General features: G+C 65.4%; 19 protein-coding genes and 1 tRNA gene. 10 read left to right on the top strand and 10 right to left on the bottom strand.

Going from position 1 to position 16,311, the window contains the following annotated elements; translation table 11 throughout:
* Positions 1–5: 5 nt before the first annotated feature.
* Together ACFOYU_RS06250 and ACFOYU_RS06245 are read right to left on the bottom strand one after the other, a co-directional pair.
* A complete protein-coding gene (locus tag ACFOYU_RS06250; protein WP_377032898.1) occupies positions 6–464 on the bottom strand; it encodes a GNAT family N-acetyltransferase in 459 nt (152 codons plus the stop codon).
* Positions 461–1,102: a glutathione S-transferase family protein gene (locus ACFOYU_RS06245; protein ID WP_226742055.1), complete on the bottom strand. Its 642-nt coding sequence runs from the start codon at positions 1,100–1,102 to the stop codon at positions 461–463. The genes ACFOYU_RS06250 and ACFOYU_RS06245 overlap by 4 nt, the downstream gene beginning before the upstream one ends.
* A gap of 96 nt (positions 1,103–1,198) precedes the next feature.
* On the opposite strand from ACFOYU_RS06245, the gene ACFOYU_RS06240 reads away from it, so the two are divergent.
* Positions 1,199–1,609, top strand: a complete 411-nt coding sequence (locus ACFOYU_RS06240; RefSeq protein ID WP_377032946.1) for a DUF4345 domain-containing protein — start codon at positions 1,199–1,201, stop codon at positions 1,607–1,609.
* Between the two features lie 13 nt (positions 1,610–1,622).
* Here ACFOYU_RS06240 and ACFOYU_RS06235 read toward each other — a convergent pair whose 3' ends face one another.
* The 3 genes from ACFOYU_RS06235 to gatB form a co-directional block, all read right to left on the bottom strand.
* Entirely contained in the window at positions 1,623–1,961 is a 339-nt protein-coding gene (locus ACFOYU_RS06235) for a hypothetical protein (protein WP_377032897.1), read from the bottom strand.
* Between the two features lie 75 nt (positions 1,962–2,036).
* Positions 2,037–2,543: a GNAT family N-acetyltransferase gene (locus ACFOYU_RS06230; protein ID WP_377032896.1), complete on the bottom strand. Its 507-nt coding sequence runs from the start codon at positions 2,541–2,543 to the stop codon at positions 2,037–2,039.
* A gap of 2 nt (positions 2,544–2,545) precedes the next feature.
* Complete coding sequence (gatB, locus tag ACFOYU_RS06225) at positions 2,546–4,021, bottom strand: Asp-tRNA(Asn)/Glu-tRNA(Gln) amidotransferase subunit GatB (RefSeq protein ID WP_377032895.1); 1,476 nt, start codon at positions 4,019–4,021, stop codon at positions 2,546–2,548.
* 223 nt (positions 4,022–4,244) lie between these two features.
* Between gatB and ACFOYU_RS06220 the strand changes: the two genes are divergently transcribed.
* Positions 4,245–4,556 carry a hypothetical protein gene (locus ACFOYU_RS06220; protein WP_377032894.1) on the top strand — a complete coding sequence of 104 codons (312 nt, stop codon included), beginning with the start codon at positions 4,245–4,247 and terminating at the stop codon, positions 4,554–4,556.
* 210 nt (positions 4,557–4,766) lie between these two features.
* Complete coding sequence (locus ACFOYU_RS06215) at positions 4,767–5,279, top strand: hypothetical protein (RefSeq protein ID WP_226742060.1); 513 nt, start codon at positions 4,767–4,769, stop codon at positions 5,277–5,279.
* 4 nt (positions 5,280–5,283) lie between these two features.
* On the opposite strand, the gene ACFOYU_RS06210 is transcribed toward ACFOYU_RS06215, so the two are convergent.
* The 4 genes from ACFOYU_RS06210 to ACFOYU_RS06195 form a co-directional block, all read right to left on the bottom strand.
* The gene (locus ACFOYU_RS06210) at positions 5,284–5,577 is read right to left on the bottom strand and encodes a hypothetical protein (RefSeq protein WP_226742061.1); all 294 of its coding nucleotides are present in this window, start codon (positions 5,575–5,577) and stop codon (positions 5,284–5,286) included.
* 1 nt (position 5,578) lies between these two features.
* Positions 5,579–7,093, bottom strand: a complete 1,515-nt coding sequence (gatA, locus tag ACFOYU_RS06205) for an Asp-tRNA(Asn)/Glu-tRNA(Gln) amidotransferase subunit GatA (RefSeq protein WP_377032893.1) — start codon at positions 7,091–7,093, stop codon at positions 5,579–5,581.
* Between the two features lie 112 nt (positions 7,094–7,205).
* Complete coding sequence (gene gatC, locus ACFOYU_RS06200; protein WP_226742063.1) at positions 7,206–7,493, bottom strand: Asp-tRNA(Asn)/Glu-tRNA(Gln) amidotransferase subunit GatC; 288 nt, start codon at positions 7,491–7,493, stop codon at positions 7,206–7,208.
* Between the two features lie 242 nt (positions 7,494–7,735).
* Positions 7,736–8,437: a metal-dependent hydrolase gene (locus ACFOYU_RS06195; RefSeq protein WP_226742064.1), complete on the bottom strand. Its 702-nt coding sequence runs from the start codon at positions 8,435–8,437 to the stop codon at positions 7,736–7,738.
* Positions 8,438–8,561: 124 nt separating this feature from the next.
* On the opposite strand from ACFOYU_RS06195, the gene ACFOYU_RS06190 reads away from it, so the two are divergent.
* The 5 genes from ACFOYU_RS06190 to ruvX all read left to right on the top strand — a co-directional run bounded on the left by ACFOYU_RS06190 (position 8,562) and on the right by ruvX (position 13,396).
* Entirely contained in the window at positions 8,562–9,830 is a 1,269-nt protein-coding gene (locus ACFOYU_RS06190; protein WP_377032892.1) for an ABC transporter substrate-binding protein, read from the top strand.
* Position 9,831: 1 nt separating this feature from the next.
* The gene (locus ACFOYU_RS06185) at positions 9,832–10,803 is read left to right on the top strand and encodes a carbohydrate ABC transporter permease (RefSeq protein WP_377032891.1); all 972 of its coding nucleotides are present in this window, start codon (positions 9,832–9,834) and stop codon (positions 10,801–10,803) included.
* Positions 10,800–11,624 (top strand): carbohydrate ABC transporter permease, encoded by an 825-nt coding sequence (locus ACFOYU_RS06180; RefSeq protein ID WP_377032890.1) that lies wholly within the window; start codon positions 10,800–10,802, stop codon positions 11,622–11,624. Before ACFOYU_RS06185 ends, ACFOYU_RS06180 begins: the two co-directional genes overlap by 4 nt.
* Positions 11,625–11,641: 17 nt before the next feature.
* Positions 11,642–12,766, top strand: coding sequence for an ABC transporter ATP-binding protein (locus tag ACFOYU_RS06175; protein WP_377032889.1), 1,125 nt, complete (start codon positions 11,642–11,644; stop codon positions 12,764–12,766).
* Between the two features lie 66 nt (positions 12,767–12,832).
* A complete protein-coding gene (gene ruvX, locus ACFOYU_RS06170; RefSeq protein ID WP_226742069.1) occupies positions 12,833–13,396 on the top strand; it encodes a Holliday junction resolvase RuvX in 564 nt (187 codons plus the stop codon).
* A 3-nt stretch (positions 13,397–13,399) separates the two neighbouring features.
* On the opposite strand, the gene ACFOYU_RS06165 is transcribed toward ruvX, so the two are convergent.
* On the bottom strand, positions 13,400–13,837 hold the full coding sequence (locus ACFOYU_RS06165) for a hypothetical protein (protein ID WP_377032949.1): 438 nt from the start codon (positions 13,835–13,837) through the stop codon (positions 13,400–13,402).
* A 284-nt stretch (positions 13,838–14,121) separates the two neighbouring features.
* Between ACFOYU_RS06165 and ACFOYU_RS06160 the strand changes: the two genes are divergently transcribed.
* Together ACFOYU_RS06160 and ACFOYU_RS06155 are read left to right on the top strand one after the other, a co-directional pair.
* Positions 14,122–14,195, top strand: a tRNA-Gln gene (locus ACFOYU_RS06160).
* A gap of 198 nt (positions 14,196–14,393) precedes the next feature.
* Entirely contained in the window at positions 14,394–16,166 is a 1,773-nt protein-coding gene (locus ACFOYU_RS06155; protein WP_377032888.1) for a hypothetical protein, read from the top strand.
* Positions 16,167–16,311: the final 145 nt, after the last annotated feature.

The raw sequence follows: 16,311 nt of genomic DNA, 5'->3' as shown, positions 1-16,311 counted from the left end.
CGGCCTCAAAGCTTCTTCTTGAAGCCCTCATGGCTGCGGGCGAAGCCCAGGCGCTCGTAGAAGCGATGGGCATCCGTGCGGGTCTTGTTGGACGAGAGTTCGAGCATGGCGGCGCCCCTGGTGCGCGCATACCTCTCCGCGAAGGCCATCATCTTCGCCCCGATGCCGCCGGAGCGGCGCGCGGCCTTCACCTTCACGCTCTCCACCTTTACCCGAAGAGCGCCGCGCCCGGTCAGGTTCGGAATGAAGGTGAGCTGGAACGTGCCGACGACTTCGTCGCCGCTCACCGCGACGAAGAGTTCGTTGTCGCTGCTTTCGGCGATCGCCGCGAAGGCGGCCTCGTAGGCGGGGCGGTTCTCCGGCGTCCAGGCATCGCCATGGGAGCCGAGTTCGTCCTCCTCGTGCAGGCGGATGATGGCCTCGAGGTCCTCCTCGCCGGCTTGGCGGATCAGAAGATCGCTCATGCCGCTTCGCGATTTTCCATGGGAAGCAGATTCAGGGGCAGACTGAATCCGGGCAGCGCCTCGAACCGCTTCATCCAGGCCGAGATATTCGCGTAAGGAGCGAGATCGACAGCTGCATCGTCGGCGAAGACCAGCACGCCGTAGATATCGATATCGGCAATGGTGACGCCCTCCCCCACGATCCAGTTCTTGCCGGCGAGGTGCTGGTCGAGAACCGTCAGGGCCGCAGCCGCGTCGGAGGCGCACATGTCGAGGATCTCAGGCCCGCCCTTGCGGAAGCCGCGCCGGATCGCACGCGACCGGTAAATGGCCGGAGCCAGGCGGTCGAAATCCCAGTAGAGCCACTCGCGCGCCTGCAGGCGCTCGTCGAGGGTCGCGCCGCCGAATTTCCCGAGGGTGTCGGACACGTATTCGAGAATCGCCGCCGACTGGCACAGATGCCGGCCGTTGTTGCGGTCGATCAGAAGCGGCACCTGCCCGAAGCGCTGCTTCGCCAGGTGGGGCGGCTGCTTGTGCTCGCCCGCCATCATGTTCACGTGCACGTAGTCGAAAGGCTCGCCCGCGAGGGAGAGCATCAGGCCGACCTTGTAGGTCGGTCCGGAGAAGGCGATCCCGTGAAGTTCGAAACGTGCCGGCATGGTCGAGCCCCGTGATAATGCTGTTGGCGCGGAGCCTAGCGGATTGATTCACGAGTCGGAAGGACCAGAATCTCATCAGGAGGATCCATGGCCAGCATCGAACGGGAACGCAAACTCCTGCAGCAGACGGTCGCCCTCGCGGCGATTATCCCCGCGGCCACGGGCCTCTACGGAATCCTGTTCGGACAGGCCCTGACCGGCGATGCGGTCAGCATCTCCGCCGAGAGCCATTTCCGTTTCCTGTCCGGCCTGCTGTTCGGGATCGGCCTCTGCTTCTGGAGCACCGTTCCCGGGATCGAGGACAAGACGAACCGCTTCCGGCTCCTGACCCTCATCGTCGTGATCGGCGGGCTCGGCCGGCTCGTGGGGCTTGGCCTGACGGGACTGCCCTCGCTCTTCATGATCGGCGGGCTCGTCATGGAGTTGATCGTGACGCCGGTCCTGTGCCTCTGGCAGACGCGGATCGCGAACCGCCATGCGGAGGAGTACGCGGTCGCAGCGCCCTGACGGGAACGGCCCGTTACTTACGGCAGGCGAAGGGCGGGAAGGTGCTTGCCGTACCGGCATTCATCGCCGCAACGACCATGATGTTGGCGAGCGCCAGCTCCTCCTCGGAGCGCGGGCACACATCGGCCTTCGTGGTGCAGCCCGAAGCGATGAAGGCCTCGTGACGGTCAAGGAACTCCCGGCCCAGGCCACGGGTGCCGCGGCGCGAGAGCGCCTCGGCCCAGGCCGTCTTGTAGCGGGCGCATTTCACCTCCGGCCAGCTCTGGGGCTGACGCTCCTGCGCGACGGCAGGCGGCGCTCCGGCCGAAACTGCACAGGTGACGAGAGCCGCAAGGGCAGCAACGAACTTCATCGGACAGCTCATCTCGCTCCCGACCCTTCCGGCGCCGGGCCTATCTTGCAAGAGGTCGCTGAGGGCGGACCCGCCTCAGAGATCCTTCTCGAACCGGTACTCGACGGATCCCGAAATGTCGCCGAGGTCCCGCTGACCGTCGACCTTCACATAGCCGAGGCGCTGGTACAGGCGGTGGGCATTGGTGAAGCGCGTGTCGGACCAGAAGAAGATGCGGGTCGCGCCCTTCTCCCTGGCGAAGCTTTCCACCTTGCGCACGAGGGAGGCGCCGAGGCCCCGGCCGCGCTGGTCGGGGCGGACGTAGAGCCGGTGCAGCTCCGCCGCCCCCTCCTCAGGAAAGTCGACGGCCACGCAGGCGCAGACGCGGCCGCGCTCGTCGTCGACGACCCAGAAGGCCCCGCCCTTGCGATCGAAGGAGGAGCCGGGCGCGCGTAGATCCGGCAGGTCGTCGTGCGGATCGACGAAGCAGCCGGGATACTCGGCGAAGCACAGGGACAGGAGCCCGAAGAGATCCTGCGCATCGGCGTCGGCGGCCGGGCGCAGGCCGGCGATCCCATCGGCCCGCGAGAGCACGTCCGTCATGATCACTCGATCCCGAGCTTGGACTTGAGCAGTTCGTTCACCGCCTGCGGATTGGCCTTGCCGCCGGTCTGCTTCATGACCTGGCCGACGAACCAGCCGAGCAGGGTCGGCTTGGCCTTGGCCTGCTCCACCTTTTCGGGATTGGCCGCGATCACCTCGTCGACCGCCTTCTCGATGGCGCCCGTATCCGTGACCTGCTTCATGCCGCGGGTCTCGACGATCTCGCGCGGGTCCCCGCCCTCGGTGAAGACGATCTCGAACAGGTCCTTGGCGATCTTGCCGGAGATGACGTTCTCGCCGATGAGGTCGATGATCGCCCCGAGCTGGGCGGCGGAAACCGGCGAGGAGCCGATGTCCTTGCCCTCCTTGTTGAGACGCCCGAACAGCTCGTTGATGATCCAGTTGGCGGCGGCCTTGCCGTCGCGGCCGCGGGCGACCTCTTCGAAGAAGTCGGCCGAGGAGCGCTCGGCCACCAGGACGCTGGCGTCGTAGGCCGAGAGACCGTAATCGCCCATGAACCGGGCCTTCTTGGCGTCAGGCAGCTCCGGCAGGTGCTGTGCGAGCTCGTCCACGTAGGCCTGGTCGAATTCGAGCGGCAGCAGATCCGGGTCGGGGAAGTAGCGGTAGTCGTGCGCCTCTTCCTTCGAGCGCATGGAGCGGGTCTCGCCCTTGCCCGGATCGAACAGGCGGGTTTCCTGCTCGATGACGCCGCCATCCTCGATGATGCCGATCTGGCGGCGCGCCTCGACCTCGATGGCCTGGCCGATGAAGCGGATCGAGTTGACGTTCTTGATCTCGCAGCGGGTGCCGAACTCCTCGCCCGGGCGGCGCACCGACACGTTCACGTCGGCGCGCAGGTTGCCCTTGTCCATGTCGCCGTCGCAGGTGCCGAGATAGCGCAGGATCGTGCGCAGCTTGGTCACGTAGGCGCGGGCCTCGTCGGCGGAGCGCAGGTCGGGCTTGGACACGATCTCCATGAGGGCCACGCCCGACCGGTTGAGGTCGACGAAGCTCAGGGTCGGATGCAGGTCGTGGATCGACTTGCCGGCGTCCTGCTCCAGGTGCAGGCGTTCGATCCGCACCGTGATCGTCTCGCCGGTCTCGGGCACGTCCACGATCACCTCGCCCTCGCCCACGATGGGGCTCTTGTACTGGCTGATCTGGTAGCCCTGCGGCAGGTCCGGATAGAAATAGTTCTTCCGGTCGAAGGTGCTCCGGAGGTTGATCTGCGCCTTGAGCCCGAGGCCCGTGCGGACGGCCTGGCGCACGCATTCCTCGTTGATCACGGGCAGCATGCCGGGCATGGCCGCGTCGACCAGGGAGACGTGGCTGTTCGGGTCGCCGCCGAAGGCGGTCGAGGCCCCGGAAAACAGCTTCGCCTGGCTCGTCACCTGGGCATGGATTTCCATGCCGATGACGATTTCCCAATCGCCTGTCGCGCCTTTGATGAGTTTCTTGGGATTGACCGGAGCGTTCATGACGTCTCGCGCCTTTGTATCTCTACGTTTCCTGCCCGGAGTAAGAGCCAGAGGGTGTCCCGGTCAACCCCTTTTGAATCTGAACATCCGTTCAGATTAACGGAGACCTCGTTAAGAAGATTTATCATTTATGCACAGGCATTTACAATAATTGCCAAGCTGCGATGAAACCGCATCCGCTATTGGGCGTTGAACGGGAGGTAAAACGGTCAAGGAGTTTAAAATGGCTACGGATCCCATGGATCGCGAACCCAACGTCTACAATCGCGAAACCAATGTGTACGAGACCGAGAAACGCGGCTCGAACACACTTGCTTACCTGATCGGCGGTCTTGTTATCGCTCTCGGCCTGCTGGCGTTCCTGTTCTACGATGGCGGCGACCGTGAAGTGACCACGACCGGAAGCACCGGAACGGAAGTGGAGTCCACCACGGGCACGACGACCGCCCCGGTGGCGCCGGCCACCCCGACCGCGCCTGCTCCGGCGGCACCGGCCGCTCCGGCTGCCCCGGTCACCCCTGCCCCGCAGCAGTAAGTTTGCGTCACGCGTAAAAAGAGTATGCGTTTCATGGGCCCGGCCTCACGGTCGGGCCCATTTCCCGTTCCGCATCATGCGCGCTGTCCTCTCGCCACGCTCAGGTCACGGCCGAAGCATCCGCGCGGCGAGGCGGGGCCGGAACCAAGCGGAGGCCTCGTCATTACGCCAAGGCAGACCACAGCTGAGCCGTAAGTCAGGAGCCCCGCAATGGCAGACAAGGCAACCTTCACCCCCGAGGAGTGGACGCGCATCGCCGCAAGTCCGATCGTCGTGAGCATGGCGATCACGGCGGCGGATCCGGGCGGAGTGTGGAGCCTGCTGAAGGAATCGATGGCCGGCGGCTGGGCCCTTCTGGAAGCGAAGCAGGATGCTCACGCCAATCCCCTCGTGAAGGCGGTGGCGGACGACATCGCCGACCCGGCCACGCGGGACGCGGTGCGTGACTCGTTCCAGAACCGGTTCAAGAACAGCCAGTTCACGGATGTGAAGAGCAAGGCCGTAGAGGAATTACGCGCCGTCTCCCGCATCCTCGACAGCAAGGCCCCCGAGGACGCGGCGGCGTTCAAGGCATGGCTGCGCGAAGTCGGGAGAAAAGCGGCGGAGGCCGGCCAGGAAGGCGGCTTCCTGGGCTTCGGCGGCGTCGCCGTCAGCGATGCCGAGAAGGCGACGCTGGCCGAGATCTCGAACGCCCTCGATGCGCCGGGCGCGGCCCCGGTCTGACCGGCTAGCGGCGAGAGATCCGCCTTGCGGCATAGGCCCCGCCCGCCCAGAGAAGGGCCGCGACGACCCGGACCGGGAACAGGGTCGGCATGTCCGCCCGGACCGGGGCGATCCACGGCAGGCCGAGGCTGGCGATGAGCCAGGACACCAGAACGGAGCTGGCCAGGGCTGCCAGCGCCGCGATGAACACCTTGCCGACCTGATCGGCCTTCCAGCCGAGCCAGACGGCGACCAGGATCAGGACCGGATCGAAGGCGGCGGAGATCCAGACCGAGAGCGGGACGCTGGGCGTCTCCACCTCAGGCCCACCACGGTTGCGGCAGCGAGACCCGGCCCGCGGCGTCCTCGATCACCTGACCGGCCGCGAAAAGGGTTTCCTCGTCGAAGGCGCGGCCGATGAGCTGGAGGCCCAGCGGCAGGCCCTGGGCGTCGAGGCCGGCCGGAACCGCGATGCCCGGCAGGCCCGCCATGTTCACGGTCACGGTGAAGATGTCGTTCAGGTACATCTCCACCGGGTCGTCCGAGCCCTTCTCCCCGATGCCGAAGGCGGCGGACGGGGTGGCGGGGGTCAGGATGGCGTGGACGCCCTGCGTATAGACCTCCTCGAAGTCCCGCTTGATGAGGGTGCGGATCTTCTGGGCGCGCACGTAATAGGCGTCGTAATAGCCGGCCGACAGCACGTAGGTGCCGATCATGATGCGGCGCTTGACCTCGCGGCCGAAGCCGGCGGCGCGGGTCCTCTCGTAGAGGTCGAGGATGTCCTTGCCGTTCTCGCGCAGGCCGTAGCGCACGCCGTCATAGCGGGCGAGGTTCGAGGAAGCCTCGGCCGGCGCCACGATGTAATAGGCCGGCAGCGCATATTTGGTGTGCGGCAGCGAAACCTCGACGATCTCCGCGCCGGCGGCGCGCAGCCATTCGGTGCCCTGGTGCCAGAGCTTCTCGATCTCGGCCGACATGCCGTCGATCCGGTATTCCTTCGGAATGCCGATCTTCAGGCCCTTCACGCCGCGCGAGACGGCCGCCTCGAAATCGGGCACGGGCAGGTCGGCGCAGGTGGTGTCCTTCGGGTCGGCGCCGGACATGGAGCGGAGCATGATGGCGGAATCGCGCACCGTGCGGGTGATCGGCCCGGCCTGGTCGAGGGACGAGGCGAAGGCCACCGTGCCCCAGCGCGAGACGCGGCCGTAGGTCGGCTTGATGCCGACCGTGCCCGTGAAGGCTGCCGGCTGGCGGATGGAGCCGCCCGTGTCGGTTGCGGTGGCGCCCAGGCACAGGCGAGCCGCGACGGCCGCCGCCGAGCCGCCCGAGGAGCCGCCCGGCACGAGATGGGTGCCCTCGACGGCGCCCGAGGCACCGCCCAACACGTTCGAGCCCTCGCGCCGCCAGGGCGACACCACCGGCCCGAAGGCGCTGGTCTCGTTGGAGGAACCCATGGCGAACTCGTCCATGTTGAGCTTGCCGAGCATCACGGCGCCGTCGTCCCAGAGATTCCGGGTGACGGTGGATTCGTAAGGAGGAGTGAAGTTGCCGAGGATCTTGGAGCCGGCGGTCGAGACCACGCCCTCGGTGCAGAACAGATCCTTGACGCCGAGCGGGATGCCCTCCAGCGCCCGGGCCTCTCCTCTCGCGATCTTCTCGTCGGAGGCCTTCGCCATGGCGAGCGCCTTCTCGGGCGTCTCGAGCACATAGGCGTTGAGCGCCCTCGCCTTCTCGATGGCGTCGACATGGGCCTTCGCCAGCTCCGTCGCGGAGAAGGACTTGGCCTTCAGGCCGTCGCGGGCCTCGGCAATGGTGAGATGGGTCAGTTCGGTCACGGTAGCATCCTGGTCATCCCGGACGCTGCAGCGCTGCGCTCCGGGATCGTCTGGAAAGAATTCTGTTTGTCGCGATCCCGGCCCCGCGCCGACGCGCCGGCCGGGATGGCCTTTACTCGACCACCTTCGGCACCAGGAAGAAATTGTCCTCCGTGGCGGGGGCATTCATGACGATCTTGTCCGGATAGCCGCCGTCCGTCACGCCGTCCTGGCGCTTCTTCATGGTCATGGGGGTGACCGAGGTCATCGGCTCGATCCCGTCCACGTTCACTTCGTTGAGTTGCTCGACGAAGGAGAGGATGGCGTTGAGCTCGCCCTGGAGGTGCGGCACCTCCTCGTCCGTCACCGCGATGCGCGCCAGATGCGCGATGCGCCGAACCGTTTTCTGATCGACCGACATGAATGGCCAAACCCCTTGATGCTGTTGGGCGGGCTATAACACCCGCCCGCCAAGGGGTGCAACGGCGGATGTGGGGCGGGGCACACGCCCGTCATTCCGGGGCGCACCGCAGGTGCGAGCCCGGAACCCATAAACACCGGTATTTCAGGAAGAGGCGACCAGCGTCCCGTCCCCTCCTGCACCATCAGCGGTTATGGGTTCCGGGCTCCGCTACGCGGCCCCGGAATGACGGTGGGGGCGCCCTACACCCTCACCCCCACCGTCTTGTGCGGCACCACGACCTGAACGCCCTTGCCGTCCAGGGCGGCGACGAACTTGTCCGCATTGGGCTCGACCATGGGGAAGGAGCCGTAGTGGCAGGGGATGACGGCCTTGGCGCTGCCGAAATACCGCTCGACGGCCAGCGCCGCCACCTCGGGGCCCATGGTGAACCGGTCGCCGATGGGGACCATGATCACGTCCGGCTTATGGATCTCGGCGATCAGCGCCATGTCGCCGAAAATATCCGTATCGCCCATGTGATAGACCGTGGGCTCGCCCGGCGCCTTCACAATCACGCCGTTGGCACTTCCCAAGGGATAGTTCACGCCCATTTCCACGAGACCGGCCGAGTGATCCGCCCGCACCATGGTGACGGTGAAGCCGCCCTGGTCCGTCGTGCCGCCGGTGTTCATGGGGTCGAAGTTCTCGACCCCCTGGGAGGCGAGATACATGAGAAGATCGAAATTCGTGACGACCTTGGCGCCCGTCGCCTTCGCGATCTCGACCGTGTCGCCCACATGATCCCCGTGGCCATGGGTGACGAGAATGTGCGTCACGCCCTCGGACACCGCGTCCCGGTCGCCCTCGAAGGCGGGATTGCCGGTGAAGAACGGGTCGATGAGCACGACCTTGTCGGCGAAGTCGAGCCGGAAGGCGGAATGGCCAAGCCAAGTGATCTTCATGGCAAATCCTCAGTTTCAGCAGTGTGTAGATGGAGCATGTTCGCAGCCCGACCATGTTTCAGAGGAACAAAAGCCGGGACGAGGGTTTTATCAAGCTAAGCAATAAACATGCAGGAGGAAAGTCATGCCCCGATACCTGACTCGTCTTGCCGCCGCCGCCGGATTGCTGCTCTCGACGGGCGTCGGCGCCTGGGCGGTGGAAATCTCGATTTCCTGCAGCGCCCTCGGGAAGGAATACGAGGTCTGCAAGGAAGGGGTGGATGCCTGGGCGCAGAAGACCGGCAACACCGTCAAGATCGTCTCGACGCCGAACTCCGCCACCGAGCGCCTCGCCCTCTACCAGCAGCTCCTCGCGGCCGGAGCCGGCGATATCGACGTCTTCCAGATCGACGTGGTCTGGACCGGCATCCTCGGCGAGCACTTCCAGGACCTGACGCCCAAGACCCAGGGCGTTCTCGAGCAGCATCTCCCGGCCATGGTCGATATCAGCCGCGTGGACAGCAAGATCGTCGCCATGCCCTGGTTCGCCGATGCGGGGCTCCTCTATTACCGTCAGGACCTCCTGGAGAAGTATAACCGCAAGGTGCCCCAGACCTGGGCCGAGCTGACGGAGACCGCCCGCATCATCCAGGAGGGCGAGCGCAAGGCCGGCAACAACGATTTCTGGGGTTACGTCTGGCAGGGCCGCGCCTATGAGGGCCTTACCACCAACGCCCTCGAATGGATCGCCTCGAACAACGGCGGCACGATCGTGAACGCCACCGGCGAGGTCACGATCGAGAACCCGAATGCGGCCGAAGCCTTGAAGACCGCCGCCGGCTGGGTCGGCACGATCACGCCGGAAGGCGTCCTCAACTACACGGAGGAGGAATCCCGCGGCGTGTTCCAGGCCGGCAACGCCGCCTTCATGCGCAACTGGCCCTATGCCTGGGCGCTTGCGCAGGGCGACGACAGCACCATCAAGGGCAAGGTCGGAGTCGCCCCGCTCCCGAAAGGCGGCGCCGACGGACGCCACGCGGGCACTCTCGGCGGCCAGCTTCTCGCGGTCTCCAAGTATTCCAAGAATGCCGAGGCCGCGACCGACCTCGTGATGTATCTGACGAACCGGGACGAGCAGAAGCGCCGCGCCGTCAAGGGATCCTTCAACCCGACCATCCTGACCCTTTACGAGGATGCGGACGTCACCAAGGCGAGCCCGTTCATCGGCAACCTTCGGGATGTGTTCGCGAATGCGGTGACCCGCCCCTCCGGCGTCACGGGCGACAACTACAACAAGGTCTCGACCGAATTCTTCAATGCGGTGCACCAGGTCCTCTCCAAGCGCTCCGAGCCGGAGCAGGCGCTTCAGCGCCTCGACCGCGACCTGAAGCGGATCAAGCGCAACGGCTGGTAACATGACCGAGGCCGCAGCCACCGGCACCCCCTCCGCGTATGCATCCATACGCGGAGGATCGTCGGCCCTGACGCGAACCCGGGTCAGGGCCGCATGGACCTTCATCGCACCCACCCTGATCGTCCTCGCCCTCGTGGCCGGATGGCCCCTCGCCCGGACGATCTGGTTCAGCCTCACGGATGCGGACCTCAACAACCTCGGCGACTACACCTTCATCGGCTTCGAGAACTATCTCGCCAATTACGACGGCGAATGGTTCGGGCTCCTCACGGATCCCGACTGGTGGCTCTCGGTCTGGAACACCGTATGGTTCGCCCTCGTCTCGGTCTCCATCGAAACCGTGCTCGGCACCATCGTGGCGCTGATCCTCAATGCCGCCTTTCCAGGGCGGGGCGTCATGCGCGCCATCATCCTGATCCCCTGGGCGATCCCAACCGTGGTCTCCGCGAAAATGTGGAACTGGATGCTTCACGACCAGTTCGGCGTCATCAACGACATGCTCCTGCGCCTCGGGCTGATCGCGGCGCCGATCACCTGGACGGCCAATCCCGACACGGCCCTCTGGACGGTGGTGATGGTGGACGTCTGGAAGACGACGCCCTTCATGGCGCTCCTGATCCTGGCGGCCCTGCAGATGCTGCCGCAGGACATCTACGAGGCGGCGAAAGTGGACGGGGTCCACCCGGTCCGCGTCTTCTTCCGCGTGACGCTGCCGCTGATCAAGCCGGCCCTGCTCGTCGCAGTGATCTTCCGCACCCTCGACGCCCTGCGGGTCTTCGACCTCATCTACGTGCTGACCGCCAATTCCCGGGACACGATGTCCATGTCCGTCTTCGCGCGCCAGCAATTGGTGGATTTCCAGGAGGTCGGGCTCGGCTCCGCGGCCTCCACCCTCATCTTCCTCATCATCGCCCTGCTGGTCGTCATCACCATGGCGGCCGGACGGGTCAGGCTCGGAGGGGATTCGCGATGAAGACCCTCACCCGCGTCGGCTTCTGGCTTCTCGTTCTCGCCATCGCCCTATTCTCGCTGTTCCCGTTCTACTACGCCGTGATCTCGTCCTTCCGGTCGGGCGCGGATCTCTTCACCGTCGCGTATCTGCCGGAGCGGTTCGACCTCTCGAACTATTTCGCGGTGTTCCAGCGCCAGCCTTTCGGCCAGAACATCCTCAACTCCATCATCGTGGCGGGGGCGGTCGTCGCCCTCTCCCTGGCGCTGGGCATCACGGCGGCCTATGCCTTCGGGCGCATCAGCTTCCGCGGCCGCTCGCTGCTGCTCCTGACCATTCTCGGCGTCTCCATGTTCCCACAGGTGGCGGTCCTGTCGGGCATGTTCGAGCTGATCCGGAGCTTCGGCCTCTACAACACCCTCCCCGGCCTCATCCTGGCCAACCTCATGCTCACCCTGCCCTTCACGGTGTGGGTGCTCACCACCTTCATGCGCGAGATGCCCAAGGAGATCGAGGAGGCGGCCTTCGTGGACGGCGCCACGCCCTGGATCGTGGTGCGGCGGGTCTTCCTGCCGCTGATGGCTCCGGCTGCGGTGACGACCGGGCTTCTCGCCTTCATCGTCTCGTGGAACGAGTTCCTGTTCGCCCTCACCTTCACCCTCACCAACGAGCGGCGCACCGTGCCGCCCGCCATCGCCCTCATGACGGGCAGCACCGCCTATGAGCTGCCCTGGGGCACCATCATGGCGGCCTCCGTGATCGTGACCCTGCCCATCATCGCGCTCGTCCTCGTCTTCCAACGCAAGATCGTCTCGGGCCTGACGGCCGGCGCGGTCAAGGGCTGACCACAGGAGAACCCTTCATGGCCGACGTGGCTCTCAGGAACATACGGAAATCCTTCGGCGGGGCGCAGGTCATCCACGGCGTGAACCTGGAGATCAGGGACGGCGAGTTCGTCGTGTTCGTCGGTCCTTCCGGCTGCGGGAAATCCACGCTCCTGCGGCTCATCGCCGGGCTCGAGGACATCACCTCGGGCGACCTCTATATCGACGGCGAAAGGGTGAACGATCTCGCCCCGGCCAAGCGCAGGATCGCCATGGTGTTCCAGTCCTATGCGCTCTACCCGCACATGAACGTCTACGAGAACATGGCCTTCGGCCTCGAACTGGCGAAGGCCTCGAAAGCCGAGATCGACCAAAGGGTGCGCGAGGCGGCACGGCTTCTCCAGATCGACGAGCTGCTCGACCGCAAGCCCAAGCAGCTCTCGGGCGGACAGCGCCAGCGGGTGGCCATCGGGCGCGCCATCGTGCGCGATCCCAAGGTCTTCCTGTTCGACGAACCGCTGTCCAACCTCGATGCGGCCCTCAGGGTGCAGACACGCATCGAAATCGCCAAGCTCCACTCCGACACCCGCGCGACCATGATCTACGTGACCCACGACCAGGTCGAAGCCATGACCCTGGCGGACCGGATCGTGGTGCTGAACAAGGGCCGGATCGAACAGGTGGGCACGCCTCTCGAACTCTACCACCGCCCGGCCAATCTCTTCGTCGCCGGCTTCATCGGGTCGCCGCAGATGAACTTCATCCAGTGCGAGGTGGCCGGCGCCGGTCCGGACGGGGTGCTGGTCCGGCTTCCCCACGGCGGAACCCTGGCCGTGCCGGTTCAGGCGGACGGGCTCCGTCCCGGCGAACCCGTGACCCTGGGCGTGAGGCCCGACCACGTCCATGTGCGGGAGGGAGGCATCCTCAGGGGCAGAATCGAACTCGTCGAGCAGCTCGGAGAGAACCACCTTCTCTACGTCAATGCCGACGGCCTGCGGCTGACGAGCCGCGAGCCCGGCGATTCCCGGCACAGGGCCGGGGGCGAGGTCGGCCTCGATTTCTCCGGCGAATCCTGTCACGTCTTCCGGCCGTCGGGAGAGGCGCTTTCGGCGCTGACCTCAGCAGCGGGCTCCACCGGGACGGCGCGAAGCCGCATCGCCTGATCTCTCCGTGGACGACTTGCCGCCGTACATCCTGTATGGTGGCGCGACGGGACGAGGAGACGGTTCGTGACGAACAGAGACGAAGAGCTGCTCGCTCTTTTCGGGAGCCTTGGCCCGCGGGCACGCCTGCTCGGTATCGACCTCGGCACCAAGACCATCGGCCTTGCCCTGTCGGACGTGGAGCGGCGCATCGCGACGCCGCTGGAGACGATCAAGCGCGTCAAGTTCACGCCGGACGTGGAACGCATAAAGGCGCTCATCGACCGTTACGACGTGGGAGGGCTCGTATTCGGCCTGCCCCTCAACATGGACGGGACCGAAGGGCCCCGCTCCCAGGCGACGCGGGCCTTCGTGCGCAACCTCAAACCGCTCGTTCCCCTCCCGATCCTGTTCTGGGACGAGCGCATGTCCACCATGGTGGTGACCCGCACGCTTCTCGACGCGGATGCTTCCCGCGCCAAGCGGGCCGACGCGGTGGACAAGATGGCGGCCGCCTACATCCTGCAGGGCGCCCTCGACCGCTACGACCGCATCGCGGCCGATGCGGAGGCCGCCGAGGACGAGGCCGAGATGCGCGCCAGCCTGGACATGGATACGCCGCCCGAAGGCGGCGCTCTCGACGACGAGTAAGGATCAGAACCCGTTGGCGCGGTTCCAGGCGCGGGACTGTTCCTTGTAGATTTCCTTCTGGGCGCGCCGGTAGTCCTTCATGTAATCCTTGGCGGCTTCCTTGTTGTAGATGACCGCCTCGCCCGGACGGCCCCTGCGGTCCGGAGGCGTGGGAACCGTGTAGCCCGGTCCCATCGGCCGGCCATAGCGGCGCGGCGGTGGGTCATAATAGGGGCGCGGCGGAGGATCGTAGTACGCCCGCGGCGGCGGGTCATAATAGTACCGGCGCGGCGGCGGATCGTAGAAGACCGGCGGCGGATCGTCGTAATAATAGAACTGGACCGTCTGCACGGAGGACTGGGCCTCCGCCGTCACGACGGGCATTGGCGCAGCCTGCGCCCCGACGGCGCCGAGGGCGAGGCCGCCCGCCACAGCACCGAGAACCCACCTTCCGAAACTCATGTCTCATCTCCCGCCCAGTCACCCCACGACGCCGGACCATGATGCCATCATGCTACGCTCTAGTTGAACAAGATATGAACTGCAAAGCCCTTCGGCGGACATGCCTGGAATTCGTATCCGTCGAGATTCCGCGACAGCTGGCAAAACTGGTGACCAAAAATGAGCTCCATGGGGTTGACGCACCCCGAAAAGCGGCCTATCTCACCGCCACTCGCGAACGTTCAGCGCCGCTTGGCCGGATCGACGGTTTTCTCCGGAAAAACAAGCGGTTCCAGGAAGTTCGTTGGGGGATAGTTTAATGGTAGAACAGCGGACTCTGACTCCGCTAGTCTTGGTTCGAATCCAGGTCCCCCAGCCATCTGATTAGGCTTTGAATTTCCAGTAAATCGCTGAAAAGCAAAGAAAACCCTGAAGGCGGCAAGCCATTGTCGGGTGTTTTTGTGTTGCGCCCTCAGTTCCCTTCGAACAAGCTTCGCTGGAATCCGGTGCCGGCAGGGTGATATGAAGGTGATATGGGAGTTGGTATCACCCTCCCCCTTCGAACCCGGGAGTTCCCATGTCATCCGAGGATGTCCGCTTCGGCCCCGCCATCCTGAAACGCGCCATCACCGAGGCCGACGGCCGCCACCCTTCCAACGCCCCTCTCATCCTGTCCGACCGCTCCGCCCCGGGTGTCTCAATCCGCGTGACCGGGAAGTCCTCGAGCTGGTACCTGCGCTTCCAGAGGAACTTCACGAGGCTCGGCTCCGTCGGCAACCCCGACACGAAGCCCGACGCCCGCAAGGCCGGGCACATCTACTCCGCCAAGGATGCCGTCGAGATCGCCGGGCGCGTGCGGGAGATGATTCGCCTGGGGCAGGATCCTGCCGATTACATCACAGCCCGAGCCCTTGGGCACTCGCATGACGACGCGGCAGGCACCGCCAAGTCCATCGTCGCGAGGCGACAGGGAGCGTGGACTTATAAGGATCTGGTCGAGAAGTACATCGCCGATGCAGTGGCCAAGCCCAAGAAGACAAGCAAGGGCAGGATCAAGCCGCCGAAGGCGAAGAGCGTCTCCGACGTGCAGCAGCACCTGATGTACCCCACTACCGCGCACATGCACGGCAGGCTGCTCCGTGATCTGACCAAGGGCGACCTCGAGAAGGCCCGAAACGAGGCAGCAGCCGCGGGTAGGAAGCACCCGCAGCGGAAGGTCGTGACTTACATCAAGGCCGCCTTGACGTGGGCGTCCGACATGCACGGAGCGGAATCGGGACTCGACGACGTCGCGCCTTGGTGGCTGCGCGTGAAGTCGTTCGACGTATCCACCGAGCGGGAGGAAATCCTAGCCGCAGGCGGATCCGTTCCGGTCCTGACCGTGAAGGACGTCGCCCGCATCCTGTTCACGGCAGAGAAGTATCGGGTCATCCCCGGCCGGGAGCTGGCCCTTCCCACCAAAGAGGTCACCATGGCGGCTCTGTGGTGGGTGGTCCTGACCGCGCAGCGTGCGCATGCCTCCCTCAGCCTTCGGATCGCGCGCATCGAGGACCAGATGGCCAGCCGAGGCTGGTTCCTTGTCGAGTGGCTGCCGATGGATGTGAAGTCAGGGCGCTTCCATTCGCTTCCGATCTCGCCGGAGATTTACCGCAGGACCATCGGGCGTGCCCTTGCCGCCGAGGATCGGCGGCCGGGATCAGAGTATGTCTTCCCATCCCCGAAAGCGCGGGTGCAGGGATCCGGCCCCGACGGTCCAGAGGTGGACAAGCCCATCAGCGACACGGTCCTGAACGGCCTCTTCCTCCGCCTCCGGGGGGAAAAGGAGTTGCGCCGTAAGGGCGTCGCAGTGAAGCCGTCGGGCATCGATCTCTTGGCGGGCGTTCCCAAGTTCTCCCCGCACAAGTTTCGCGACGCGCTGGCATCCTGCCTGACGGACCTTGAACTTCCCGGCGGTGCCGCATCGGCGATCCTCGATCACGCCGACGCAGAGAGGGAGGAGGATCCTGATAGCCGTCAGGCAAAGGTGACGCAGGATCACTACGACAGAAGCCACAAGCTTAACCTGAAGCATCGCGCACTTGAGGCGTGGTCGTCGGCTGTCATCACCGAGTACAACACGCTTCTCCTGGAAGAGCGCCGCCGCCGCTTCGGCCGTCTCGGGCTGTCAGGCCCCAGCTTGCGCCACATCCTGAACACTCTCGCTCCCGAGGACGCTTGGCTCTTCGACCGCCACCTCCCAACGCTCCCGGGATTGGGCGGCTCCCGCCTCAACCTCGCGAGGCTGCGCGTCGTCGGCGAGGAGGAGGACATCTCCCTCGACGGTCCGGACCGCCTGCGAGAATTCGGCTAGCCCTTGCAGCACAAGGGCTTCCTCCCGCATGAGAAGCCAGCAGGACTTGGCTTCAAAACACCCGTACGATCTCCAACGAGGGCTTGGTGAAGTTATCAAGCCTTCTTCCAAAGTCTCGTATCGTCCTCCCCACAACCCGCTGGGA

Origin of the sequence: Microvirga sp. GCM10011540 (assembly GCF_042650665.1) — a bacterium.
In the GTDB taxonomy this organism is placed as follows: domain Bacteria; phylum Pseudomonadota; class Alphaproteobacteria; order Rhizobiales; family Beijerinckiaceae; genus Microvirga; species Microvirga lenta.
The sequence above is the reverse complement of the archived record's forward strand: the minus strand, read 5'-3'. Positions and strand labels throughout refer to the sequence as shown.